We start from the raw sequence: 25,101 nt of genomic DNA on the forward strand, positions 1-25,101 counted from the left end.
GCGCCGCCGCGCGTTTCACGGCCCGTCCCGGCACCGCCGGGCGGGACCGTGGAGCGGCGGCGGCACGGGGACGTTCCGTCGCCGCTCCACGGGTTTCCCCCCTCTGTTCCCCCGGGAGAACCTCTTTCCATCCGCACCCCCGTATTCACCCGTCCGGACGGGCGCTCGGAGTGAACGGAGGGAGTGGAAGGGGGCGCGTTTCCCCGCACACCCGCCCAGCTGATCATCTTCGGCCTACCGTCGGAGCGGAACGGCACGGCAGCGGGGAGGACGGGCATGGCGGGAGCGCACGCGGGGACGGAGGACGTCCGGCCGCCGGACGGCGCACGCGCCGTCCCCGAAGCGGCACTGGTCACCCTCTGCGACCTCGCCGGACGCCCGCGCGGCACCGGTTTCGCAGCCGACCACCACGGCACGGTGATCACCGCGCACGAGGTGGTGGACGGCCTGTCCCGCCTCCTGGTCCGATCGGGCGACCGCACCCTCGCCACCCCGGACGGGGCGATCACCCCGCTGCCCGCCCTGGGTCTCGCCCTGGTGCACGCCGAGGGCCTGGAGGCCGCCCCGCTTCCGGTGTCCCAGCGCGCCGCCGTCGGTCCCGGCGCCTACGTGCGGATCGTCTCCGCCGGGCTGCGCGAGGCGCGGGTGCTCGGCGTCGTCGACGCCGCCCACCGCTCCCACCTCCTGCGGGGCGTCCTGGAACTCGCCATGGGCACGGCCGGCCGGGAGGCGCTCCGCCCCGGCGGCGGTGCGGCCGGGGGACCGGTGCTGGACGCGGTCACCGGCGCGGTGCTCGGCGTCGTCGGCACCGACCTGCGGTCCTGCCCGACCGAGGACGCCCCGGACACCGGCCGGGACCCGGACCTGCTCGGCGGGCACCGCGCCGCCGGATACGTGCTGCCGCTGCGGGAGACCGCCGTCCGGCGGACCGGCGGGCCCCTCGCCGAACTGCTGGCCCGCAACGCGGCCACCGTCCCCGCCTACGGACCCGACCTCAACCTTGCCGCCGTCGTCGAACTCACCGCCACGTCGGTGGCCTCCGACGGACCGGCGCGCGGACCGGTCGACCCCGTGCCGCGGACAGCGGTGGAGCGGGAGTTCACCGCCTTCGCACAGGGCGGGGCCACCGTGCTGGGGCTCGTCGGCCCGCCCGGGGGCGGCCGGACCACGGCCCTGGCCGAGCTGGCCGCCCACCGGCACCGCGCCACCGCCGCCGCCCCCACCCTGTGGCTCCGCGGCGCCGATCTCCGGGACGGCGACACCTCGGTGGCCGACGCCGCCCGCCGCGCCCTGGACCGTGCCGGACGGATCGCCGCCGCCGCGAGATTCCCGCCGTCACGCCCCGGCGCCCCGGGCGGGCCAGGCACCCCGGGCGGAACGGGCGGGCCGGGCACCCCGGGCCCCGACGCGGCCGGGCTCGGGGACCTCTCACCGGAACGGCTGGCCCGGATCGCCCGCCAGGCCGGGCGACCCCTGCTGATCGTGCTGGACGGGCCGGAGGAGATGTCGCCGCTCCTCGCCCACCGGATGCCCGCGTGGACCGAGGGCACCGCCGACTGGCTCCTTGCCCACGGCGCCCGGATGGCCGTGGGATGCCGCTCCGAGTACTGGGAGCGGGCCGGCGCCGAGTTCCCGCCCGAACTGCTCCACGTCCCCGCCGACGACGCCGGGCGCACCGGTACCCTCCCGGCCTGCGTGCGCCTCGGCGACCTCACCGCCGAGGAGGCCCGCCACGCCCGCGAGCGGTTCGGCATCCCCGACGGCGTGCTCGGCGGCGCCGACGCCCGCCACCCGCTCACCCTGCGGCTGCTCGCCGGGGTGCGCACTGCGCTGCCCGACGCCGAGGACAGCCGCCTCACCCGGCACGAGGTGTTCTCCGCCCACCTCGACCTGGCCTGCCTGCGCGTCGCCGTCCGGCTCGCCGCCGCCGGCGGACAGCGCGGCGCCGCCATCCGGCGGCTCGCCGCCAAGGTGGCCGGGCAGGTCCACGAGGCGGCCCGCCGCAGCCTCGGCCCCGGCCAGGGCGAACTCGACCGGGAGGCGTTCGAGGCGGTCTTTCCCTGGGGCCCGGCCCCGGCCAGCCTCGGCGGCGGCACCGGCTGGGCCCGGGCCGTGCTCACCGAAGGCCTACTGGTCCCGGCGGGCGCCGGATACCGGTTCGCCGACGAGGAGTTCGCCGACTGGCTGCAAGGCCTCCACCTCGACGTCGACGAGGCACTGCGCGCACTGGTGCTGCGCCGCCGCACCGGCGAGGCGGCCGGACACCCGCTGCCGGTGCCCCGGCATCGGATCGGGCCCGTGGTGCAGGCGCTCCTGCACCTCGGCCGCGACCGCGGCTCGGCCGGGCTGGCCCGCCGCCTGGGCGCGCTGGCCGCCGCCGCGGAGACCTCCGCCGACACCTGGTGGGCCACCCGGCTGCTGTCCGGCACCCTGCTGGGCCTGCCCGACGCCGCCCCGTACACGACCCTGCTGCGGCACCTCGCCGACCGGATCGCCGCCCGTCAGCGCGACGGACGGCCCGCCCCGGAGGAGTTCGGACCGGACTTCTGGACGTCGGTGCCGCTGGACACGCGGGAGCGGTTCGGGCTGCTGCACCGCATGGTGGTCACCGCTCCCGCCGGCACCGGCAGCCGCTGGCTGGACGCGGCGGCCCGCCTGCTCGCCGAGGACCCCGCACCCGCCCAGCGGCAGCTCACCCACTGGTTCGACGACGCCCGCCCGCTGCCCGCCGCCCCGCACGCCACGGTGGCCGCCGCCGCCCAGGCACTGCTCTACGCCCACCGGCACCGCGGCCTGGACGACCTCACCGAGGCGCTGGCCGACTGCGCCCACCCCAAGTCCGCCGAACTGCTCGCGGTGCTCAGCGAGGAGGAGCCCTCCGCCCTCTGCCGCGCCGTCGACCGCTGGGCCCGCGACCCGCGCACCGCCCGCCGCGTCGCCGCCGTCACCCACGGCCGCCTCGCCGCCCGCCACGTCCGTTCCGACGCCGACCGTGACCTGCTCCGGTACGCCGCTCTCGCCCTGCTCGCCCGTCCCGAGGACGCGGCGCTGCACGGCGGGGCGCTCGCGGTGCTGGTCCGCGATCCCCGCACCCGGGGCCGTCACCTCCCGGACGCCCTGCGGCGCTTCGTGGCCGGCGACCCGCAGCTGCCCGCCGAGGCGCTGGTGCCCGCGCTGGCCACCCACCCCGAGCCGGTGCTCGACGCCTTCCGGGACCGGCTGCGGCAGCCCGGAGGCGGCGAGGCGCTGGACGCCCTCGCCGAGGTGACGGCGCCCGCCCTGGCCCGGCGGATCGCCGCCCTGATCCGGGAGGCCGTGCAAGGCTGCGGCCCGGTGCGCGGAGTGACGTCCGTCGCCGCGGCGGTCGCGGGGTACGTCGACCGGCGGCTCGACCACGGGCCCACGGTGCGCGCCGTGCTGCTGCCGCTGGTCACCGGGCTGATCGCGGACGGCCCGCCGCCCGTCAGGGCCGCCCTGGCCGCGGTGCTCGCCCGGCCCGGCACCCCCGCCTCCCGGCCGCTGCGGCAGGAACTGCTGGCCCGGCTGCCGGCGAACGAGGGCGAGCCGGTGCGGGCGGCGGTCGTGCCGGCCGCGGTCGCTCCGGCCGCCGTCGTGCCTCCCGTCACGGTGGCGGCCGCCTCCCGGGGGGCGGTCACCCGGGAAGCGGGCGGCCGCCCGGCGGAAGGGGCCGCGGCGGGCGCGCCGGCGGGCTGAAGGAAGGGCTGGAGGACGGGCTGGAGCTGGCCGCAGCAGGCCCCAGCGGGCCGCAGCAGGTTTCCGGCGGGTCGACGCAAGGGCTGAAGCGACGTTCCGGCGGGCTGACGCAAGGGCTGAGGCGGGGTTTCCGGCAAGCCCGAGCAGCGGTTTCCGGTGGGCTGGGACACCAGCTCGGGCGGACCGGAGCGAGGGCCGCGGCGGGCCGGCCCCGGACGTCCGGCGACCGCCGAAGATCACGGGCCCATGCCGATCACCCATGCCGATGCCGGTGCGCGGACCACGGCATGGCACTCTTGGAGCTGCATCACAGGCACACACGGACACGGGTTCGACGAGGAGCGGTCACAGTGCAGCGCTGGCGTGGCTTGGAGGACATCCCCCAGGACTGGGGGCGCAGCGTCGTCACCATCGGCTCCTACGACGGAGTGCACCGCGGACATCAGCTGATCATCCGGCACGCGGTGGAGCGCGCCCAGGCACTCGGCGTCCCGTCCGTGCTGGTCACCTTCGACCCGCACCCCAGCGAGGTGGTCCGCCCCGGCAGCCACCCGCCGGTGCTCGCCCCGCACGTCCGGCGCGCCGAACTGGCGGCCGACCTGGGCGTCGACGCGGTGCTGGTGCTGCCGTTCACCAAGGAGTTCTCCAAGCTCTCGCCCGCCGAGTTCGTGGTGAAGGTCCTGGTCGACAAGTTGCACGCCCGCGCCGTCGTCGAGGGCCCCAACTTCCGGTTCGGCCACAAGGCCGCCGGTGACGTCGCGTTCCTCACCGACCAGGGGCGGACCTACGACTTCGAGGTCGACGTGATCGACCTGCACGTCAGCGGGGAGGCGGGCGGCGGGGAGCCGTTCTCCTCCACCCTCACCCGGCGTCTGGTCGCCGCCGGCGACATGGCGGGCGCCCGCGAGATCCTGGGCCGCCCGCACCGCGTCGAGGGCGTCGTGGTCCGCGGCGCCCAGCGCGGTCGCGAACTCGGCTTCCCCACGGCGAACATCGACACCCTGCCGTTCAGCGCGATCCCGGCGGACGGGGTGTACGCGGGCTGGCTGAACGTCGCTGGGGAGTCCATGCCGGCCGCGATCTCCGTCGGCACCAACCCCCAGTTCGACGGCACGGAGCGCACGGTCGAGGCGTACGCGATCGACCGCGAGGGCCTCGACCTCTACGGCATGCACGCGTCCGTGGACTTCCTCGCCTTCGTCCGCGGGCAGGCCAAGTTCGCCACCCTCGACGACCTCCTCGAGGCGATGGCCCGCGACGTCGGGCGCTGCCGCGAACTCGTCGCCGCGGCGGGCTGACCCGGCCGGCCGGCCGGCCAGCCGCCCGGCCGGCCGTGACCGGCCCCGGCTCCGCGCGGGTGTGCGAAGGGCCTCACGTCGTCGTGACGTGAGGCACTTCGCACACGAGCTCCACGCCCTGTCGCGCGGACCCACTTCCGGCCGATACCCCCGCGAGGGCGTCACGTCCTGTGGCGACGCCTCCCCGCGCGGGGCACGGTACCGCGGCTCACTGCGTCGGCGGCGCGGGCGGCTGCTGCGGGTAACCCGGGTACGGCGGCTGCTGGGGCGGCACCTGACCGTACGGCTGCTGTGGCTGCTGCTGCGGGACCTGGCCGTATGGCCCGGCCGGCTGAGCCGGGTACCCGTAGTGGCCCGGCGCCCCCTGCCCCGGCATCGGCGGCGCGGCCACCGGCGGGGGGTTCCCGTCCGACGTCCACAGCCCGTGCGCCTGCTGATGCCGCACGAAGTCCTCGGCCACCAGCGCCGCCAGGTTGAAGTACGACTCCCGCACCTTCGGCCGCATCATGTCGAGGTCGACCTCCGCGCCCGCCGCCAGGTGCTCGTCGAACGGCACCACCACGACGGCACGGCAGCGGGTCTCGAAGTGGCTGACGATGTCCTCCACCTTGATCATCTTGCCGGTCTCACGGACGCCGGAGATCACCGTCAGGGAACGCTGCACCAGGTCCGCGTAGCCGTGCGCGGAGAGCCAGTCCAGCGTGGTGCTGGCACTGCTCGCCCCGTCCACCGACGGCGTGGAGATGATGATCAGCTGGTCGGCCAGGTCCAGCACACCCCGCATGGCGCTGTAGAGCAGACCCGTGCCGGAGTCGGTGAGGATGATCGGGTACTGGCGGCCCAGCACGTCGATGGCCCGCCGGTAGTCCTCGTCGTTGAAGGTGGTGGAGACCGCGGGGTCCACGTCGTTGGCAATGATCTCCAGGCCGGAGGGTGCCTGCGAGGTGAAGCGGCGGATGTCCATGTAGGAGTTGAGGTACGGGATCGCCTGCACCAGGTCGCGGATGGTCGCCCCGGTCTCACGGCGCACCCGGCGGCCGAGCGTGCCGGCGTCCGGGTTGGCGTCGATCGCGAGGATCTTGTCCTGCCGCTCGGTGGCCAGCGTGGAGCCCAGCGCGGTGGTGGTCGTCGTCTTGCCGACGCCGCCCTTGAGGCTGATCACCGCGATCCGGTAGCAGGAGAGCACCGGGGTACGGATGAGATCGAGCTTGCGCTGCCGCTCCGCCTCCTCCTTCTTGCCGCCGATCCGGAAACGCGAGGGGGCGGCCGTCGGACGGGTGCTCTTGGTGCGCTGCCTCTTGTTGTTGAGCAGCCGGTCGGACGACAGCTCCACCGCGGCCTGGTAACCCAGCGGCGCGGCACCGGGATTGACCGGCTGGCGCTGGTCGTGCTGCACCGCCTGCGGCCACGCGGCCGCGGGCATGCGGGGATCCACCGGCGGCGCAGCGGGCGGCTGGGCCGCGGCGCCCTCCTGCGGGAAGCCGTACCCGCCCTGCTGCGCCGCGGCGTCCGGGCCGCCCTGCGGCGGCACTTGACCGGGCACGGGCTGCGCCGGGGGCTGCGGGAAGCCGTACCCCTGGGCCTGCGGCTGCGGCTGCGGCTGCGGCTGCGACTGCGGCTGATGCTGCGGGTACTGCGGCTGCGGCGGCTGGGGCGCGGGCGGTGCGGCCGGGAAGCCGTAGCCCTGCGGCGGCTGCTGGCCCGGCAGGGGCTGCGCCGGGGGCTGCTGCGGGAAGCCGTAGCCCTGCGGCGCCTGCCCGCCCGGCTGCGGCGGCGGGGCGCCGAAGCCCTGCGCGGGCTGGGCGTGCGGTACGGGCTGCGCCTGCGGCGGCACGCCGGGGGCCTGCGGCACGCCCGGAGCGGCCTGCGGCTGCGGCGGCACCTGGGGGTGCGCCGGGGCCTGCGCCGCGTCCTGCGGCTGCTGGGCCGCCCACGGGCTCGGGGCCTGCGGGGCCTGCGGCTGGAACGGCGCCTGCGGCGGCGCGGGAGGCTGCGCGGGCGCCTGCGGCGGTTGCGCGGGCCACTGCCCCGCGGCCTGCGGCGCGGCCGGCTGGTACTGGGGCGGCAGCGGCGGAAGCGTGCCCGGCTGCTGTGGCGGGACCTGCGGCACCCACCCCTGCGGGGCGCCCGGCTGCCCGGAGTCCGCCCCAGTGATGTCGCCGGCCGCACCGGCCGTGGCCGCCTGTCCGGGGTACTGCGGGGGAGCCGCCGGAGCGTCAGCGCCGGTGCTCCCCTGCGCCTGGTCGGGGTAGGCCCCCGCCTGCGGCCCGTGCGGCCGCGCCGCCTCCCGTGCCTCCGGCGCGGCCGCGGGGCCGTCCGCGGTGTCCCCGGGGAGATCCGCCTCCGCCTCGGCGGGGGGAGCGGCCGGAGCCGTGGTGGCGCCCGACCCTTCCGACTCGACGTCCGCGGCACCGCTTCGGCCGCCCTCGGCACCCGATGCCTCTCCGGCCCCCTGTGCCTCTACCGCGTCACCCGGCCCGACGGCCGGCTCGGCGACGACGAAGTCACCGCCGATGTCACCGCCGAAGGCCCCACCGATGTCGCCGCCGGACGCCCCACCGACGTCACCGCCGGAGGGACCTGCGCCACCGTCGACGCCGCTCTCCGCGCCGGCGGCCGCCACGTCCCGCGCCCCCGGCACCTCACCGGCCGCGTGCACCGGTCCGGCGCCATGCTCCGCCGCCGCGCCCGCCTGCGCGCCGGACGCGGGACCCGCCCCGTCGCCGGCCTCGTCCCCGGTCAGGGCCCCGGCTCCGTGGCCTGTCGCGGACGCCCCGTCACCGGGTGCCGGGTAGCCCTCGGCGGGCTGCGTGCCCCGCTCGCCGGCGTGCTCGCCGGACACCGCCTCCACCGCCGCGGCGGCGCGCTCCTCGATCTCCTGCCGCAGCGCGGCCGCCGAGATCCGCATCGTCGCGCCGCTCTCCAACTGACCGCCGCCGAACGGCAGGTCGCCACCCGGCGCCCCGGGAACCGCGGTCGAAGGCAAGGAAGGGGCCACAGGAGCGGGAGGGACGGGAGGGACGGAAGGAGCGGGCGAGACGGCAGGGACGGCAGGAGGCGGCGGCGGGTCGGCGGGGGCCACCGGCCCCACAGGCCCTACCGGCTCCGACGGCTCCCAGGGCGCGGGCTCCTCCGCGGAGTCGGCGGCACCGCCGGCGTTCTCCCGGTACCAGGCAGGCGTGTCGTAGTCGATGGTGAACTCGCCCGTCGTCTCGACGGCGGACTCCGCGTCGGACTGGTCATCGCCCGGTGTGGTCCAACCCCCGTGGATACCATCCCGATCGCTGTTCACAATTCCTCCTGGTTGGTCGAGCGCAGGCACCCCACCCTAATCACCCCGGTCGCCGGAACGGCAGGCCCGTCGGCCGGTGGAAAACGGGGAGGGCCCGCGAAGGACCGGACGGCCCCCCGGTCGCCTCAGTCCATGCGCCGGGGCGAACCCAGCAACCCGACCTCGGCGTCCGTGGGTTGCGTCATCACGTACTGACGGTCCCGGTCCGCACACCACAGGGTGACACCGTCGGCCAGCGTCGGCAGCGAGTCCACGTCACCACGCGGAAGCGCCAACGCCCGTCCGGTTTCGGTGGCTTCGTCCGGAGACAGCCGCTGCACGCCCACCAGCCGGGCCTGACGCATCAGCCGCGGCGCCACCGGGGACAGGTACGGCAGCAGGGTCAGCACGGCCTGCCAGGGGCCCGCCACCACCCGCCCCCGCGGCGGCCGCATGCCGCAGTCCCGCACCACCAGCACCGGGCTGCCCGCCGACGCGCCCTGGGGCGGCACCCGGCCCACGTCGTACACCGACAGCCCGTTCTGCCCGCCGCCCATGGCGTGCACCATCTGCATCCACGCCTGCGGACGACCGGTCTCCACGGCCACCCGCGCACCGGTCGCGGCGGCACGCAGCGCCAGCACCTGGGTCGTCCACAGGCTGCCGATCAGCACGATGTCGTACGGGGTGGGACGGTTGAGCCCCAGGACGGCAGGCTGCCCCTCCGCGTCCACCCCGATCACCACGCCGTCGTCGCCGATCGGCAGCGTCAGCGACTCCAACTGCTCCAGGGGCACGCTGTGCCGACCGTGCCGGGGGCCCAGCAGTCCCGAACCGCGGCTGATCATCGGGTGCCTCCCAGCGGCAGAGTGGCGAGCACGCCGGGCAGCTGCTCCCGGTCCAGCCTGGCCAGACCGACGCCCGCGCGACGCGCCGCGTCCTGCAACGCCCGCCGTGCGGAGGTGAGTTCCTCGGCGCTGCGGCCGGTCACCCGCAGGTGCCCGGTCAGCGCCACCGCCTGCCCGTCACCGCGGGCCAGGGTGAGACTGAAGGTGGTGGCCAGCGCGGAAACGGCCGTCAGCTGGGCCACCAGTTGCGGCAGAGTGACGCCCCGCCCGCCCAAGGAGGGCCAGCGGCGCACCCAGTAGGCGGTGTGGCGGCGGTTGTCGCACCGCCAGTTGCGGGCCGACTCCTCGGTACGGCGCTCCCGCACCTCCGTGCGGCCCGCCTCCGCGGTCACCAGGGGATTGGCGCAGGCCGAGGTCGCCATCGCAGCGACCACTTCCTCCTCGTCCAGCACGTTCACCCGGAACCCGGCACCGGTCAGCCGGCTGGCCAGATGATCCGCGGCCCGCACGACGCACTTCTGCGCACCGGCCACCCCGCCGCCGCGCGCGGCCACCGCATCCGCGCACAGTTCCGGGTCCAGCTTGAGCGCGATCCAGGTGATCCGCACCGCAGGAGCGCCGGTACTCGCCTGGAGCGGCGCGTAGTTGGTGACGGCCACCGACTGCTGCGGCAGGTGCAGCGCCGGGGCGGGCTGGGTGTGCAGCAGGATCTGGGCGGACTCCAGCCGGATGTCGTCCACCTCGAGGGCGTCACCGACCAGCGCCAGCGGCAGCGGACGACGGCTCCGCTCGGCGCGCAGCGCGGTGGCGTCCGCCTCCACCTGGAGCACCGCCGTGAGGAAGGTGCCGTCGCCGACCAGGCCCACCGGCCGCCGGTCCCGGCCGCCGTAGGCGTAGGTCCGCAGCGCCGGCTCGCACTCGACCGCCGGGGCCAGCCCCGGCTCGGTGCCGGGCGGCACCTCCAGACCGGCCGCGCGCTTCTGCCGTGCGCGCAACTCCCGCGCCGTGGACAGCCATTCGGGCAGGGAGCGGCCACGACGGCGGACCACCGCCAGACCCAGCAGCAGCACCGCGACCACCGCGGCCACCACCAGGGCCACCGTCCCGATCACCCAGCCGACCACCAGCACGGCGGCCGCCAGCTCCACCAGCACCGCCCGGCGCAGCCCCGTCGGACCGCCGCGTCCCGCACGTGACCTGAGCTGCACCGCGCCCGGTGCGGCGTGCGTGCGGGCCGCGACCGGGGGAGGCGTCGCCACGGAACCCCGTGCCGTCCGTGACCGGTCACGGGACCGCGTTCGCGTCCCGGAAGCCATCACCCACACCCCCGCAGTGCTCGCCGTCGTGCGCCCGGCCGGACCGGTCGGACCGGCCGGCTCCGCAAATCCATTGCCCCATAGGTACCTTGAAGGCTTCGGTACCCTACCCGCTCCACCAGGCCCCTCGAGTACCAGGCCTCACGCGTACCAGGCATAGTAGGGGGCCGTCCGACACCGCGGCGGAACACGGGGAGAAGCAGGGCACCGATGGCATCCCGGAGAGACCAGCTCAACGCCTACACGTTCGCCAAGCGCCGCATGCTGGCGTCCTTCACGCATTCCGCGTCCGGAGGCTCGGAGGAGAGCGCACCGCGACCCCTGCGGGGCATCCTGCCCGGCATGATCACCGGCGTCGTCGTCATGGCCGTCTTCGGGGCCTGGGGCATGTTCAAGCCGACCGCGCCCAAGGACTGGGACCGGCCGTACGAGAAGGTGATCGTCGCCGACAAGTCGACCACCCGGTACGTCGTCCTCCGGACCGGCGGCAAGACCCAGCTGCACCCCGTGCTCAACATGGCCTCCGCCAAGCTGCTGCTCAAGGACGGCAAGGGCGATGTCATCACGGTCGACGAGAAGATCCTCGACACCCAGATCCAGCACGGTGTCACCGTGGGCATCCCCTACGCCCCCGACCGGCTCCCCGACGCCGAGGAGGCCGCGGCGGACAAGCGCTGGGTGGTCTGCGAGCGAGCGGGCGAGGGCGGTGCCGTGCAGAAGGCCGCGTTCGTCTTCGCCGCACGGGAGATGAAGCGCGTCGAGGGTTCCCAGAGGCTGAGCGGCGGCCAGCTCCTCTACGTCCAGGGCCCCGACGACGCCCGCTACGTCGTCGACGCCACGGGCACCGGGTACCGGATCGACGCGGTGGAGAAGAAGGAGCCCGAACTCTCCGCCATGCTGCGCGCCGTGGTCGGCTCGGACCGCGAGCCGCAGCGCGTCTCCCGCGAGTGGCTGGAGACCCTCCACAAGGGCGACCCGCTGGCCTTCCCCGAGATCGAGGGCCCACCGGGCCGGCCGGCCGACGCGCCCGGACAGCTGGACCAGGAGGCCAACCGGGTGGGGATGGTGCTCAAGGCGCGCGACGGTGACCGCGACCGGTACTACGTGGTGCTCCCCGGACGCGTCGCACCGGTCTCCGACTTCGTCGCCAACCTCCTCCTCGCCGACAGCGCGCTCGTGTCGGTCGGGCAGGACGGCAACGCCCTCGAGGTCAGCCCCGGCGCGCTGCAGCCGGGCGAGCCGTTCGCCGCCGACCAGAAGTGGCCCACCGCCGATCCCTCCACCGTCAACGACCCCTCGGGCGCCGGCAAGGCCCGGGACACCGTCTGCAACGTGCTGATGGGCGTCGACCGCGGCTCCGGGCGGACCACCCTGCGGACCTGGGCGGGCGACACCTTCCCCGCCGTCCTCGCCACCGGATCCACCAGCGCGTACGTCACCCCGGGCTCCGGGCAGGTGTACCAGCAGTTCCAGGGCAGTGCCACCGACGTCGGCCCCGTCTTCCTGGTCACCGACACCGGCCTGCGCTACGTCCTGCAGTCCAACGGAGACCGCACCGGCGAGGACAGCGAGATCGGCCGGTCCAAGGAGGACCGGGAGAAGCAGCAGCAGGCGGAGCAGGAGGCACAGAAGCTGCTCGGCTACGCGGACGTCGCACCGACGCCGGTGCCGGCCCCGTGGTCCGCCTACCTGCCCACCGGGCCCCGCCTGTCGACCGCCGACGCCAGGCAGCCGCAGGGCTCCTAGCGTGACCGGCACGCACGGCAGACACGGGGCGCACGGCAGGCACGGCACACACGGCAGACACGGCGCGCACGGCGCGTTCTGCACGCCCGGCACGCACGGCACGTGCCGACACACATGAGGGAAGGAACGCAGTGACCCCCAGGCCCGGGCCCACGCCCAAGGCGGCCGCGGCGCTGGCCGCGGTGGCCGTCACGCTCCCGCTCTGCCTGACCGGGGCGGCCCCGGCAGCCGCGGAACCGGTCACCGGCCAGTGCACGTTCCCGGCCGAGAACTATCCCGGGCGCCCCTGGGCGCTTCAGCGGGTGCTGCTCGACGAGCTGTGGGAGCAGTCCGAGGGCAAGGGCGTCAAGGTCGCGGTGATCGACACCGGCGTCGACATCAAGCACCCCCAGCTGCGCGACGCCGTGGACGCGAGCAGCGGGGGCAACTTCCTGCCCGCCGAGGTCGACGGCGAACCGCTCGAGCGGGGCAGCGCCAAGGGCACCGACGACCAGGTCGGCCACGGCACCAAGGTCGCCGGGATCATCGCCGCCCGGCGCTCCGACGAGACGGGGTTCGCGGGTCTCGCCCCCGAGGCGACCGTCATCCCGATCAAGCACAACGACGCCGAGGGCCACGGCAAGGTCGACGAGATGGTCAAGGCCATCGACCACGCTCGCCAGGCCGGGGCCCAGGTCATCAACATCTCCCAGGACACCGGCTCGCCCGTCGACTCGACCCCGCAGCTCAAGGGCGCCGTCGACCGCGCGCTGGCCGCGGACATCGTGGTCGTCGCCTCGGCCGGCAACGAGGGGCTGGGCGGCGAGAGCAAGAACTCCTACCCCGCCGCCTACGAGGGCGTGCTGGCGGTGGCCGCCTCCGACCGCAACGGGGAGCGCGCGCCGTTCTCCCAGTCCGGGGACTTCGTCGACGTCGCCGCACCGGGGGTCGACATGGTCTCCACGGTGCCCGGCGGCGGCCACTGCGCCGACAACGGCACGAGTTTCTCCGCGCCGTACGTCGCCGGGGTGGCGGCGCTGCTGCGGGCCAAGCACCCGGACTGGAAGCAGGAGCAGGTCGTCGCGCAGATCGAGTCGACCGCGGAGCGGACGGTCGCCGACCGTGACCGCCTGGTCGGCTGGGGCGTGGTCGACCCCGTCCGCGCCCTCACGGAGGACGACCGCCCGACGAGTTCCCCCGCCCCCGGCGGCGGCCTCGCCGGCGCGGAACCCCCGGAACCGGCGCCGCTCACCCTGGGCGAGACCCCCGACGAACGCGACGCCCGCCTCGGCTCCTACGTCGCCCTCGCCGCCGCCGCCACGGTGGCCGCCCTCACCGGCACCGCCATCGCCCTCCGCGACGCCCGCCGACGGCGGCGGGCGGTCACTCGGCCAGGCAGTTCAGCGACTTGACGGTGGCGGGCATGTAGGCGCGCATGAAGCGCTCCACGTCCCGTTCACGGTGGGGCTCCATGGGGCCTTCCGCCATCTTCAGGGCGAGGGTGAAGTTGTCCGCGCCGGCCGAGTCACGGCAACTGGTGCTGGCGATGGCACCGTCGTTCGCGACGACTGCCTGGTCTCCGATGCCTTGAACCGGATGCGGATCGAAGAGCCCGATCGTCGGGCCGCTCCGGGCGAGATTCATGAGGTTGGGCTTACCGCCACCGGCGGAGAACCACAGCTGGAATCGCTCCTTCTTGTCGACGTAGACAACGCACCACGAGGCGGATCCGGGCTCACGAAAGCTCGCACTGGTCCATTCACGAACGGCACCGGCGCCGAGAAGTGGTGCCGAGAGGTTCGGGCTGATCTTTGTGCGACAGAGAGAGTGCGGTACCTGTGCCTTCTTCGCGATGCCACAGGCCCCGAGGGTTGCCATGACCGCGATACCGCAGGTAGAGGCCATCATTCGCCTGAGCACGATTTACCGCAGAGCTCCCGTGATGCCACGGCCGTGGTTCATGCCGCCGTTTGCCGTCATGTTGACTTGGTTCCTCAACTCGTCAGGGGGGAAGCTGTCTGTCTCTCCGTGGACTCGCCACCAGACGTCGGTCAGTGCCCGGAGCTGCATTTCCCGCGACCGGTAATCGTTCTCGCGCCCCTCACGAAGCCCTTCCTCGTACCGCGTCCGCTCGTCCCTCAACCAGCTTTCCGTCGCAGCTGTCACCCCCAGCTGAACCTCCGAGCCGACGATCGGAATGTGCCCGGCCACGTCGTTGGTGATCTCCGCCCACCTCGGCGGCTCGGGCGGCGTCGAGCTCATCTGCACCGACTGCGCACGGACCTCCTCCATGAAGCCGACCGTCCGCGCCGCCTGGATCAGTGAATCCTTCGGGTGCTGCTGCTCCGGCCGGTGGATGGCCTCCACCATCGGCGTGTTCAGCCCCACGTTCAGCGTCGCGTAGCCCTGCGGGTCCCTGGACACCTGCTTCGCCACCTCGAACAGGTCGGCCTGCGTGACCGGCGCCGTGCCGTCGTCGAACGCACTCGCCACCTGGTGCACCGTGTCCCCGTGGTTGGCCAGGATCCGGCCCATGCCCTCCCGCAGCGTCGGCGGGAACCGGTCCTCCCACGTGGCCAGGTGCTGCACCGCGTGCTGGAAGACCTCCCGGTTCGCCGCCGTGTGCTCCACGTGGCCCGCCGCGCCGGTGGCGTGCGGACCGACGCCGGTCGTGGCCGCCTCCAACGCCGCGCCGAAGCCCACACACATGTCCGCGTCGGCGCGTTCCTGGTCATGGTCCGGGCGGGGCCCGTCCAGGGCCTCCGGCACGACCGTGAACCAGTCCCGCTCAGCGGCCAGGTACTTCATCCGCCCCTCGTCCCGCAGGTACTCCGCCGCCCCCTCCGGATCGCGGCTCATCAGCCCCAGGACGCCGTCCAGCGGGTCGTTGGCGAACCAGCCGTCCTCGCCGGCCACCGGGCCCACCATGTCCCAGACCTCCGGATCTCTCCGCTCCGCGGCGATCAGGTCGTCGCCCAGGTCCGAGAGGTACCCCGACCCGAACTGTCCGCCCTGCCCCATCAGGCTGACCAGCGACTGGTACCCCCGCTCGTTGGTCATCCGGTCCGCGGCGAACCGTGAGGCGTGCGACTCGAGGCCCGCCTCCCGCATGTCGGACCGCCACCGCTCGTACCAGTGCGAGTCCGTCTCCCGCGTCGCCGTCGCCAGGGTCCGCGACAGCCCGGAGGCGACGTCCGTCATACCGCGGGCCTGGGGGTCGCCCGCCGTGTGGGCCAGGTCGTTGGCCCGGCTGCCCACGGCGAGGAGGCCGTCCGCGCCCAGCCCGCTGAGGAACGTGCGGCTGAAGTGCTCGTCGTGCTGGTTGTCCCGGAAGAGCCGGCGGAGTTCGTCGAGCTCCGCCGCGCTCAGCCTCTCGCCCGTGGCCATCCGCGCCGCGAGCGCACTGCCGGCGCGGGCCTCGTACTCCTCCACGTCGTTCAGCGCGCCCGCGTTGAAGCCGCCCGCCGTGCCGTCGCCGTTGTGCTCGTCACGCGTCACCGCCCGCAGTGCGATCACGACGCCCTGGTCCGCGTCGTCCACCGCCCGCACCGCGTTGTCGATCCGCTGCTGCCACCCCTCGGCCGACCCGCACGTCTCCCCGGGCCGCGGCGGACGTTGCGCGACATCCACCGTGACGACCCCGCGCCCGGAGACCCGCAGGCCCGCCGCCTCCGCCTCCTTCCGGACGGCGGCCAGCCGACTGCGGAGATCCGAGAACTGGGTGTAGGCGTCCCGCAGCAGCGCGGCGACGGCCATGGCCTCCTTCCGCGCCGCCCGGTACTCCGCGAGCGTGACGTCGAAGACCGACCCCGCCGTCCGCGCCGCGACCCCGGTCCACCCGCCGGACGGTCCTGCCGCCGCCAGGCCGTGCACCTCCGTCAGGTAGTCACCCTCCTGCACGGCGAACTCCCGAGCCATGTCCTCCCACCGGTCGGCGGCGGCGACCAGGCTGGACAGCTCGGCGGTCATGATCTCGTGATACGTCGGCACTGCGCGCCGCTCCCTTCAGAAAGCGTCGAGCGGCGAGATCAGGCGGAGCCCCTTCTCGACCGCGACGTCCGTGCCGGCGTAGAGGCGGGCCGAACCGCGCAGGGCGGCCTTCTCCGCGCCGAGGCGGTGCATCAGCGCGGTGACCTGGTCGCTCCACGCATCGTGGGCGTCGTGCAGCGCCTTGCCGGACGCCCACCCGTCCCCGTCCGCCGCGGCCAGCGCCCTGACCGCCGCGCGCGTGTCCGCCTCCGCCGTCCGGCCGGCCCTGCGGGTGCCCGGCTCGAGCCGGGTCTCCAGCGCGCGGGCCGCCGCCTCCTTGCGGACCGGGTGCGACACCAGGTCCGGCCGTACCCCGAGCGCGGGCGCGACCCCGCCGCCCACCGGCACCGGTCCGGTTCCGAACGACTCATCCGCCGACACCGATGTGTCCCTCCGTCAACTTCCGTGCACCTTGCGTGATCGATCCGTGACGGAAGGTAGCAGCCGGCCCGGGGTGGCGGGGCCCGCGTTGCGGCCCCCGCCCGCGGCGCGGCAGGCCTCGCACCCGTGAAGCCGGGGCCTTTGTCGATCAACGTTCTGAACTGCGACTTCACCCGCAGGTGTTGCGCGTCACGGATCCGTGCGCACCGGAACCCTGGGGCGGCGGTGCGCCCTTGAGCCGGGTGGTGTAGACGTAGAGTCCCGCTGCCGCCGGGCCGTCGGCCGTGTCCTTGACGACCGCGACCTGTATCAGGGCCGTTGCACAAGGCAGTTGGGCGTGTCATGCGAAGTGACTACAGTGGTGCTGTTGCGACATGAACGCTTCACGGATCGGTCCAGAGGTCTTGAGGCGGGCGACAACAACGGGGAGATGACGCTGGTGATTCCGCTGGAGCCGGGTGCGGGTGCCGCAGACCTCAGGCGAGGTGTGGAGGCGCTCAGTTCGTTCAAGAAGCGCGTCGACGCGGTGCTCGACGAACTGAACGGATCGCCTGCCAACCCCAACCAGGTGGCGAGCCTGACGCTCACCCGTGAGTCGCTGGCGGCCGGAAGCGCCTTCGGTGAGGCGGTCGGCCTCTATTCCCAGTACGCCCGGGCGCACGAGCGGGTCAGCTCCCTGTCGCGGACCCTCGGCCTGCAGATAGAGGCACTTCAGATCGCCGTCCACGGTGCGGACATCGGCTTCGACAACCTCGAGGAAGAGTCGCGGCGCCGGTTCCACGAGATCCAGGTCGACCTCAAGCGTGAGGCGGACCGCGAGCAGGACCTCGCGCGCAATGCCAAGCGCCAGTACGGGGGTGGGTTCTGATGCCAGGACACGACGACAAGAAGTACGACGAGCTGATCAAGGACGAACTCCAGCAGGTCAAGGAGAACGCCGAGGTCATCGACCTCGTCAATGCCTTCGAGCAGGCGTTCGGTGCGGTCTTCGCCGGGGACGGGCCCCGGTTCTTCGGCCGGACGAGCTTCGAGGGTCACCGCCTCAACGACATGATCGACGTGGTGGAGCCGACCAACCCGGAGCAGATCGAGGAGGTCGGGACCTCCCTGCTGAAGGCCGGTGAGGCGATCACGGCGGCCGCCACTCTGCTCGGCAAGAACATCGAGGGCGTCGACTGGGAGGGCACGTCGGGCGAGGCCTTCCGGACGTGGAGCAACAACCTCGTCGAGAAGGCCAAGGCGCTGGCGGGCTACTCGAAGGCGGTCGGCGAGCAGATCTCGCTGGCCGGCTCCGGACTCGCCTCCGTCCGCAAGTCCATGCCGCCGCGCGACCTGCGCGAGGAGCCGAAGACGGTCTCGCAGATCCCCGCGGCCAAGCGGGTGGACAGCAACGAGGAGTACGTCGCCGCGGTCAAGGCGGAGCAGAACCGGCAGGAGGCGATCAACCAGATGATCCGCCTGTCCTCGTTCTACGCGGTGTCGGAGGAGACGCTGGCGGGTAAGGAGCCGCCGACGTTCGACCCGATGCCGAACGTCGGGGTGCCGGCGCCGTTGCCGGTCCGCGGAGTGGGGGACACTCCGGCGGCAGGACAGGGCGGTTACGGAGGCGACACGACTGTCGCGGGGGCTCGCGGCTCGGCCACCGAGGTGGCGGCGACCGCGGGACGGGTTGACGGAACGGCTGCGGGATCGGCCCCCCAGATCCGTCCGGGCGCAGATGCCTCCATGCAGATCGACAGCGTGGCCCCGGTGGTTCAGCAGGACACGACTCGACCCGTGACAGTGGTGCCTGCGCCCACCACCGGACCGTCCGTGACGAACACGGCTCCGCCGCCGTTCACCGTGGGCACGAACCCTGTGACCGTGACCGGAGGCGGTGGGCAAGGGAAGACGCCGCCCGGCGGTGCGAACTGGCGCCAGACGCCGATCTCGGCACAGGGCCAGGTCCCGCGCGCCACCACCGGAGGCACGACCGGCGGACAGACTGCCGGTCGCAACCCCATGCACCCGCTGGGCCCGACCGGTCAGCAGACGACGGCCACGGGCCGTACCGGTGGTGGCGGTATCCGCGGGGGAACGGGACCCGTGGGGCCGACCGGCCAGCAGAACGCGGGGCGTACGGGCGGCGCGGGCGCTCGTCGGGGCATGGGCCCCACGGGCCAGCCGGCAGCGACGGGCCGTGCCGTCCCCGGGGGTGGCCGGAGCCCGTTCGCGCCGATGGGCCAGACCCAGCCCGTGACCGGTCGGCAGGCCGGCGGCCGAGGCACTGGCCCGGTGGCCGGTGGTCCTCCCGCGCCCCATGGTGTCTCCGGCGGCGCCCAGCGGGCCAACCCGTCCGGCGCCCGAGCCGTACGCCCGGTGCAGAGCGGTGCCACAACGAGCGGTGGCGTGGTCGGCGGACGGGCCGCCACGCCCAACGGCCCCGGCGGGACCCGTGTGCCGCGCGGCACAGTGATCGGCGGAGACGTCGGCGTGCCCCGTGGCGCGGGCGAGCAGCCCGGCCGCCGTGGCGTCGTAGGCGCGCCTTCCACGCCTCGCACCGGAACCCCGGGGGCACGGGCGGGGCAGGGCACCGGCCGCCCTCAGGCCGCGCCCGGCGGTGTGACCGCCACCCCCAGCGGAACGGACACCCGGGGGAAGAGCCGTTTCCCCGGTGACGACCGGCGTGAGACGCCGCCCGCGGCGGGCTGACGACAAGAGCGACGCAGACAGGAGCCATGGTGCGCATCAGCAGACCCGGTAGGCCGACCGCCCGAAGCCGGTCACTCGGCAGGCGGTGGTCCGCCGCGACGGCGACGCTCGGCGCGCTGGCCGCCCTCTCAGCCGGTCCGACCCCTCAGGCGGCAGCGGCCGACTGGCAGTCGAAGCAGTGGTATCTGGACGCCATGCGCGCCGAGGAGATGTGGAAGACCAGCACCGGCGAGGGGGTGAAGGTCGCGGTCATCGACAGCGGTGTCAATCCCGCGACGGCCTCCCTCAAAGGACAGGTCCTGACCGACGAGATCCCCGCTCCGCAGAACTACGGTGCCACGGAAGACTACGACAGCCATGGCACCAGCATGGCCGAGATCATCGCCGGCACGGGGGCCGGGGGAGGACTGAAGGGCCTGGCTCCCGACGCCGAAATCATCCCGATCCGCATCGGTCTCTCCACATTGAAGGACAAGGCGGAAGCGGCCAAGGCACCCAGTGTCCTCGAGGCGATCAGGGCGGCGGCGGACAGCGACGCCAAGATCATCAGCATGTCCTTCGGCTGGGGAACGCCCACGTGGCAGGAGGACGAGGCGGTCGCCTACGCCCATTCCAAGGGCAAGCTGCTGTTCGCGGGCGTCGGCAACGACGCAATGGGCAAGGGCTTCGAGGCCGAGACCATCGGCTACCCGGCCGCATATCCCTACGTCGTCGGGGTGGCCGCCGCCGACGAAAGCGGCACGGTGGGAGACTTCTCGGAAGCGGGCCAGTACGTGGATGTCGCCGCGCCTGGACTTGAGGTCCCGAGCTGGTGCGACGCCTCCTTCCGTTCCTACTGCATGCAGGAGGGGACCAGCGCCGCAACCGCCGTGGCCTCCGCCTCCGCCGCGCTGATCTGGTCCGCCCACCCCGACTGGACCGCCAACCAGGTCATGAGCGCACTGATCGACACGGCGGGCCGGGACTGGCCCAAGGACGTGCCGAGCAAGTACCTCGGCTACGGACTGCTCCGCCCCCGTCTCGTGCTGGACGACGCGGACTACAAGCCGGCCGCCCCGGACGCCGACCCGCTCCACCGCGAGAACGCCAAGGGCAAGGCGCCCAGCCCGTCGCCCAGCCCCTCCGAGGGGAAGAAGGACGGCGCCGCCCCCGCGCACGCCCCCGGCGGCGAGGACGCGACGTCGGCGGCCGACACTGCGGACGACGGCAACGGCCTCCTGTGGCCTGTCGTCGGAGGCGCCGCGGCGGTGCTGGTGATCGGCGGCGTCGCCGTCGTGCTGCTGAGGAAGCGCCGCACCGGCTGACGGCCCACCGGCGCCGCCACCCGCATACCGACCGACCCCGAAAGCCGGCCAACCGGACGGCCATCAAGGACCGTTGACGAAAGGGACCACAGGTCATGGCATCAGATGGGCAGCTTCTCAGGGACAGCGAAGTCATCGCGCTCGAGAAGAACATCGTCGACCGCTTCGAGTCGATCAAGGGTCAGATGACCCGGCTGCAGGGCACCATCGACCAGCTCGAGGGCCACTGGCGGGGTATCGGCGCCGCGGCCTTCAACAAGAAGCAGGTCGAGATCAACGAGCACATGCGCGACATCGGCCAGCTGCTCGTGAAGTTCCTCGACAACATCAACGCGACCCGCAAGGACAAGGACAACCTCGAGGACCAGGTGCGGGCCACGATCGATTCCATCGACGTGCAGTACGGCGGCAAGCACTCCGCGCTCAACGGCTACTGAGCCGACGCACGCCCGAAGCCGAAGCCGATGCCGCCGCAGGCACCGGCACCGCACCGCAACCCACGACGACGAGCAGGAGACGGGACAGAACATGTCGATGAGCCAGGACGAACTCGCGGTCAAGTACGGCGGTCTCGACGCCATCACCACCGAGCTGGGCAACCAGGCCCGGAAGCTCGAGGAGGACCTCGGCGCGCTGAAGTCCGCGATCGCGCAGGCCGCGACGGGCTGGGAGGGCGAGGCCGCGACCACGTTCCAGCAGGCGATGGTGGAGTGGGACAGGCACAGCAACGCCATTCACCAGGCGCTGATGCAGATCGGCCAGAAGGTCAGCGCGGCCGGCGGTGACTACCGCGGCGGCGACCTCAAGGCGGCCGGGTACTTCCAGGGCTGAACACCCGGATCACGGCACGACAGAACCGGGGCGGGGCGCGCACGGAGGGCGCCCCGCCCCGGTTCCGTTCGTCGCCGGGGAGGGACCCTCAGCCCTGTCCCCGGCACATGTCCGACTGCTGTGCCTCCTTCGTGTACGCCGTGGCCAGCCGCCGCATCGCCTGGGCGTCCCCCACGTCCTTCGGCAGTACCTCGAGGGAGGTGTACAGCACCTTGTCGTCGTCCGGTGTGGCGCACCCCTTCAGCCGTGAGACCGCACCGCGCTCCGTGTACATGAGGTCGTCGTCGCCCTCGGCCGGGCCGCCGTCCTTCATGCCGGCGTTGAGCCCGAACAACTGGAAGACGCCGCCCCTGCGCTCCCGCAACTCCAGTGAGGCGACGAAGACCTGCTCGCCGTCGACGCTCACCCGGCAGCGCAAGGTGTCCTCGGCGGGCTGCTCCTCCTTCACCGCGACCTTCTCGCCGCCCGGCAGGAAGGGCTCCAGCGCGTCGGCGGGCACGGCGGTGCCGCACAGGTCACTCGGCGTCCGGTAGGCGCGCTCCTCGCCGCCCGAGCACCCGCTCGTCAGCCCTACGGCCATGGCCATGGCCGCGGCGAGGGCCGCGGCGGACAGGCCGCGGACGGTGGTCGGGACGCGCTTCGTGGTGCCTGGGCGCGGATCGGGCATGGGCTCTCTTCCTCCGAAGGACAACAGAAACAGCACAGCCACCGGAACCGGGACGGTCCCCGAAGCCCGGCCCAGGGCCGGAACCGGGCCGGGCCCCGAGGCCGGCCCAGGGCCGGACCCAGGGACCGGCCCCGCCCCGGTCCCGGGGCCCGCCCCGTCGTCAGCGATCCGTCCGCAGTTCCGCGGCGACGCTGTCGCAGTATGCGCCACCGGTGGTGAAGCCCTGCCGGACCCCCGCCCGCGCCGCTTCCGCCAGGTCCCCGGCGTCCTCGTGACCGTGTTCCTTGGCGGCCTGCTCGGCGGCCCGGCGCACGTACTCCTTGGTGTGGTCCTCGCTGGTCTCCCAGGACTCGTTGATCTGCCCGGCGGCGTCGTCCAGCTCCGACCCCTTGCCCTCGCCGAACACGGCGTCGATCAGCGCGCCGCTGGCGGCGTCCGCGGCACCGCCCACGACGGCGCCGGCGATCGGGCTGGCGATCAGCGAGGTCCCGGCCCCGACGACGGTGCCGACACCCGCCGACACCAGGTCCTTGCGCTGCTGCACGGACTCCTCGTACTTCTTGTCCGCCTCCGCGGCGTCCCCGGCGATGCCCTCCTGGCGGCCGACGGCCAGCGCGCCGCCCACCTCGCCCGCGCTGTGGGCGATCTCCTCCACCGTGCGCTCCATGTCGTCCGGCAGGTAGCGCTGCTCCACGGGCAGCGACGGGTCGAGGTGGTAGTCCATCAGGTTGGCCACGTACGCCTTCTGCGCCACGTCGACGGCCGCGTACCCCTCCGGGTTCTGGCCCACGGTGAGCAGGAACCGGCTCACCTCGTGGTGCTCCATGCGCGCGTCCTCGCCCGCCACCGGGAACAGGTTCTTGATGCGCTGCTGCGCGTCGCGGTCCTGCTCGTCGGTGCTGTCCAGGTCGACGTCCGTCATGGAACGGTTGATGTCGGGCAGGTACTCCGACGCCATCTGGCCGAAGCTGTCGGACATGAAGCCGTTGTCGGTCAGGAGCTTGGGGTTGTCCGACACCGAACCCACGACCGCCTCGAACAGCCGCGCCTGCTCGGCGTTGTGGGCGGGGGTGTCCGCCGTCGGCAGCTCGCCCGCGGGGTGACCGGTCGTCGCGGCCTCCAGCGCCAGCCCCAGGGTGTTGCGCCCGGTGTGGAGTTCGTCGCCGTCCAGCCCGTACTCCTTCGGCCACTCCCGCTCCTCGAAGAGGTACTGGAAGTTCGAGAGGGTGACCTTGCCCTTCTTGTCGTTGTTGTCGGTGTCCCGCTCGAAGGGGTTGTCCTCGTCGTTCTTGTTGATGTACTCCTGGTTGAAGAAGTTCGTCGCCGCGTCCGGGCTGTTGGACAGCGCCTTGAGGTAGCCGGTGAGCGGGTCGTCGCCGCTGTCCTCGCCCATCCGGTTGAGCCACGGGTCCATGCCCATCCGGCTCCACGCCATGTTGGCGTGCTCGCCGTTCCCGGTGAGCTGACGCTCGGTCTGCATCAGCGAGTTGCCGTAGCGGGTCAGGAAGCTGTCGTCGAAGTCCCCGGCCCGCATCAGGTTGCTCATCACCTGGAAGCCCATCGGGCCGTAACCGTCGCGGCCCACCGGCTTGTCGCCCAGGGCGATCATCTTCGTCTGCCAGTCGGACATCGAGGCCGAGTCGCTCTGCGTGGCGGCGGCCAGGGTGAGGCTCAGGTTCTTCTGCAGCTCGCCGTACTGCTCCACCCGCTCGTGGCCGATCCGGGCCCCGGCGTGCGGGTCGTTGATGCCCGCCCAGAACTCCAGCACGCCCTGCGGGCCGAGCGTGGTCGCGAAGGTCTCGGCGAACAACGGGTCGTTCGCGTGCTCCTTGAGACCCGCGTTGAGGCGGTCGAACTCCTCGGGGGACAGGTCCTCGGGCTTCTGCTTGGCCAGCTTGGCCAGTTCCTCGGCGTCCCGCACGGCGTCCGCCGCCGCGTCGCGGTCCGCGTAGCTCGCGTCGGAGAATCCCATCGCGCTCTGGTCGGCTATCGCGGTGAGCACCTTGCGGGCACTGTCGTCGCTCTCCGTGGCCTTGGAGAGTATCCCCTGCACCTCGTCCCGCAGCGCGGTGACGTCGCTCGCGTCGTGCTCGGGTGGCGTGTGGCCCTTGGCGGCCCGGTCGGGGTGGATGTTCATGGTGACGGTGAAGCCGCCCTCGCCGGTGTCCATCACCGTGAGGTTCTTCTTCAGGCCGCGGTCCAGTGCCTCGGTGAGCTGCCGCTGGTAGCTCTTGAGCTCCCCGGTGGTGTCCTTGAGGATGTTGTGGATCGTGGTCGCCTGGGTGTGGGCGTCCTGGAACTCGCCGGCGGTCTTGCCGATGAACTCCTTGGTGACCTGGCTGTTCTCGCCGGCCCAGTTGGCCTTGTTGGCCGCTCCACGCAGGCCGTCCTCGGCGTCCTTGGCCAGGGTTTCCAGGTTCTTGGCGACCAGTCTCCACTCCTCGACCGCCTCGTCGAGTGTGGCGAAGTTGGCGAAGCGGAGCGCGCTCAGGTCCATCGTCGGCCTTCCCCTGTCACTTCTTGTCGGCGTTGTCGCCGTAGTTCGGGTTGGGCTTCCCGGGCGGGCCGGACCGCTCGTCGAAGCCGGCGTCCAGAGCGGAGATGCTGCTCATCTGCCGCAGGATGTACGCCTCGTCGTTGTCGTGGATCCGGCGCGTGACCTGCATGTGGTTGCTGATGTGCGCGCAGGCGTCGAGCAGCGAGTTCAGCTGCTTGTCCCACTTCGTCGACACATGGCGCAGCCCTTCGCCCAGGGCGAAGCCCTGGGTGGTGAGGTCGCCGGCCGCGCCGTCCACCGCCTCCTTCAGCCGGGCCTTGTCCCACAGCTGGTCGTAGAGGGTGTGCGCCTCCTTGCCGATGGCGACCAGGTCCTTCTGGTGGACCTCGAGGTCACCCGCGCTCGACGGCGGCCGGGTGCTCCCGCCGCCGCCCATGTCGTCCGGCAGCCGGTTCAACTGCATGTTCCCCGAGGCGCGTTCCGCCGCCTCGGACTTCAACTGCTCCCACTCGTCCCATGCCATGAGTGT

At 73.5% G+C, this 25,101-nt stretch carries 18 protein-coding genes; 9 read left to right on the forward strand and 9 right to left on the reverse strand.

Features of this window, described 5'->3' with window-relative positions:
* Positions 1-276 precede the first annotated feature (276 nt).
* Both GBN72_RS32355 and GBN72_RS32360 read left to right on the forward strand, forming a co-directional pair.
* Positions 277-3,714, forward strand: coding sequence for a trypsin-like peptidase domain-containing protein (locus GBN72_RS32355; RefSeq protein ID WP_151775538.1), 3,438 nt, complete (start codon positions 277-279; stop codon positions 3,712-3,714).
* Positions 3,715-4,064: 350 nt separating this feature from the next.
* Positions 4,065-5,012: a bifunctional riboflavin kinase/FAD synthetase gene (locus GBN72_RS32360; protein ID WP_151775539.1), complete on the forward strand. Its 948-nt coding sequence runs from the start codon at positions 4,065-4,067 to the stop codon at positions 5,010-5,012.
* A 208-nt stretch (positions 5,013-5,220) separates the two neighbouring features.
* On the opposite strand, the gene GBN72_RS32365 is transcribed toward GBN72_RS32360, so the two are convergent.
* The 3 genes from GBN72_RS32365 to eccE all read right to left on the reverse strand — a co-directional run bounded on the left by GBN72_RS32365 (position 5,221) and on the right by eccE (position 10,447).
* Positions 5,221-8,304, reverse strand: a complete 3,084-nt coding sequence (locus tag GBN72_RS32365) for an SCO5717 family growth-regulating ATPase (RefSeq protein ID WP_151775540.1) — start codon at positions 8,302-8,304, stop codon at positions 5,221-5,223.
* A gap of 125 nt (positions 8,305-8,429) precedes the next feature.
* Positions 8,430-9,131 carry a hypothetical protein gene (locus GBN72_RS32370; RefSeq protein ID WP_151775541.1) on the reverse strand — a complete coding sequence of 234 codons (702 nt, stop codon included), beginning with the start codon at positions 9,129-9,131 and terminating at the stop codon, positions 8,430-8,432.
* A complete protein-coding gene (eccE, locus tag GBN72_RS32375; RefSeq protein ID WP_174887242.1) occupies positions 9,128-10,447 on the reverse strand; it encodes a type VII secretion protein EccE in 1,320 nt (439 codons plus the stop codon). The genes GBN72_RS32370 and eccE overlap by 4 nt, the downstream gene beginning before the upstream one ends.
* Before the next feature lie 210 nt (positions 10,448-10,657).
* Between eccE and eccB the strand changes: the two genes are divergently transcribed.
* Positions 10,658-12,193, forward strand: coding sequence for a type VII secretion protein EccB (gene eccB / locus GBN72_RS32380; RefSeq protein ID WP_151775542.1), 1,536 nt, complete (start codon positions 10,658-10,660; stop codon positions 12,191-12,193).
* A 131-nt stretch (positions 12,194-12,324) separates the two neighbouring features.
* Positions 12,325-13,584: a type VII secretion-associated serine protease mycosin gene (gene mycP / locus GBN72_RS32385; RefSeq protein ID WP_151775543.1), complete on the forward strand. Its 1,260-nt coding sequence runs from the start codon at positions 12,325-12,327 to the stop codon at positions 13,582-13,584.
* Here mycP and GBN72_RS32390 read toward each other — a convergent pair.
* Genes GBN72_RS32390 through GBN72_RS32400 form a run of 3 tightly spaced genes read right to left on the reverse strand, consistent with a single transcriptional unit; the run spans position 13,556 to position 16,582 of the window.
* Positions 13,556-14,050 (reverse strand): hypothetical protein, encoded by a 495-nt coding sequence (locus GBN72_RS32390; protein ID WP_151775544.1) that lies wholly within the window; start codon positions 14,048-14,050, stop codon positions 13,556-13,558. The two genes, mycP and GBN72_RS32390, sit on opposite strands and share 29 nt — an antisense overlap.
* Before the next feature lie 45 nt (positions 14,051-14,095).
* On the reverse strand, positions 14,096-16,162 hold the full coding sequence (locus tag GBN72_RS32395; protein WP_151775545.1) for a hypothetical protein: 2,067 nt from the start codon (positions 16,160-16,162) through the stop codon (positions 14,096-14,098).
* A 15-nt stretch (positions 16,163-16,177) separates the two neighbouring features.
* Positions 16,178-16,582, reverse strand: a complete 405-nt coding sequence (locus GBN72_RS32400; RefSeq protein WP_246213038.1) for a hypothetical protein — start codon at positions 16,580-16,582, stop codon at positions 16,178-16,180.
* A gap of 430 nt (positions 16,583-17,012) precedes the next feature.
* On the opposite strand from GBN72_RS32400, the gene GBN72_RS32405 reads away from it, so the two are divergent.
* The 5 genes from GBN72_RS32405 (at position 17,013) to GBN72_RS32425 (ending at position 21,408) form a co-directional block, all read left to right on the forward strand.
* The gene (locus tag GBN72_RS32405) at positions 17,013-17,450 is read left to right on the forward strand and encodes a DUF2563 family protein (protein ID WP_151775546.1); all 438 of its coding nucleotides are present in this window, start codon (positions 17,013-17,015) and stop codon (positions 17,448-17,450) included.
* Positions 17,450-19,273: a hypothetical protein gene (locus tag GBN72_RS34405; RefSeq protein WP_164541003.1), complete on the forward strand. Its 1,824-nt coding sequence runs from the start codon at positions 17,450-17,452 to the stop codon at positions 19,271-19,273. The genes GBN72_RS32405 and GBN72_RS34405 overlap by 1 nt, the downstream gene beginning before the upstream one ends.
* Positions 19,274-19,299: 26 nt before the next feature.
* Positions 19,300-20,577, forward strand: coding sequence for a S8 family serine peptidase (locus GBN72_RS32415; RefSeq protein ID WP_151775547.1), 1,278 nt, complete (start codon positions 19,300-19,302; stop codon positions 20,575-20,577).
* 95 nt (positions 20,578-20,672) lie between these two features.
* Positions 20,673-21,014, forward strand: coding sequence for a WXG100 family type VII secretion target (locus GBN72_RS32420; RefSeq protein WP_151775548.1), 342 nt, complete (start codon positions 20,673-20,675; stop codon positions 21,012-21,014).
* Positions 21,015-21,105: 91 nt separating this feature from the next.
* Positions 21,106-21,408, forward strand: a complete 303-nt coding sequence (locus GBN72_RS32425) for a WXG100 family type VII secretion target (RefSeq protein WP_151775549.1) — start codon at positions 21,106-21,108, stop codon at positions 21,406-21,408.
* 88 nt (positions 21,409-21,496) lie between these two features.
* Here the strand turns inward: GBN72_RS32425 and GBN72_RS32430 are convergent, their stop codons facing one another.
* From GBN72_RS32430 to GBN72_RS32445, 3 genes are all read right to left on the reverse strand, one after another.
* Complete coding sequence (locus tag GBN72_RS32430) at positions 21,497-22,075, reverse strand: hypothetical protein (protein ID WP_164540995.1); 579 nt, start codon at positions 22,073-22,075, stop codon at positions 21,497-21,499.
* Positions 22,076-22,235: 160 nt separating this feature from the next.
* Complete coding sequence (locus GBN72_RS32440; RefSeq protein ID WP_151775551.1) at positions 22,236-24,572, reverse strand: DUF6571 family protein; 2,337 nt, start codon at positions 24,570-24,572, stop codon at positions 22,236-22,238.
* A 16-nt stretch (positions 24,573-24,588) separates the two neighbouring features.
* Positions 24,589-25,095 (reverse strand): hypothetical protein, encoded by a 507-nt coding sequence (locus GBN72_RS32445; protein WP_151775552.1) that lies wholly within the window; start codon positions 25,093-25,095, stop codon positions 24,589-24,591.
* Between the last annotated feature and the right edge of the window lie 6 nt (positions 25,096-25,101).

This window comes from Streptomyces abyssomicinicus, from assembly GCF_008974245.1.
GTDB lineage: Bacteria > Actinomycetota > Actinomycetes > Streptomycetales > Streptomycetaceae > Streptomyces > Streptomyces abyssomicinicus.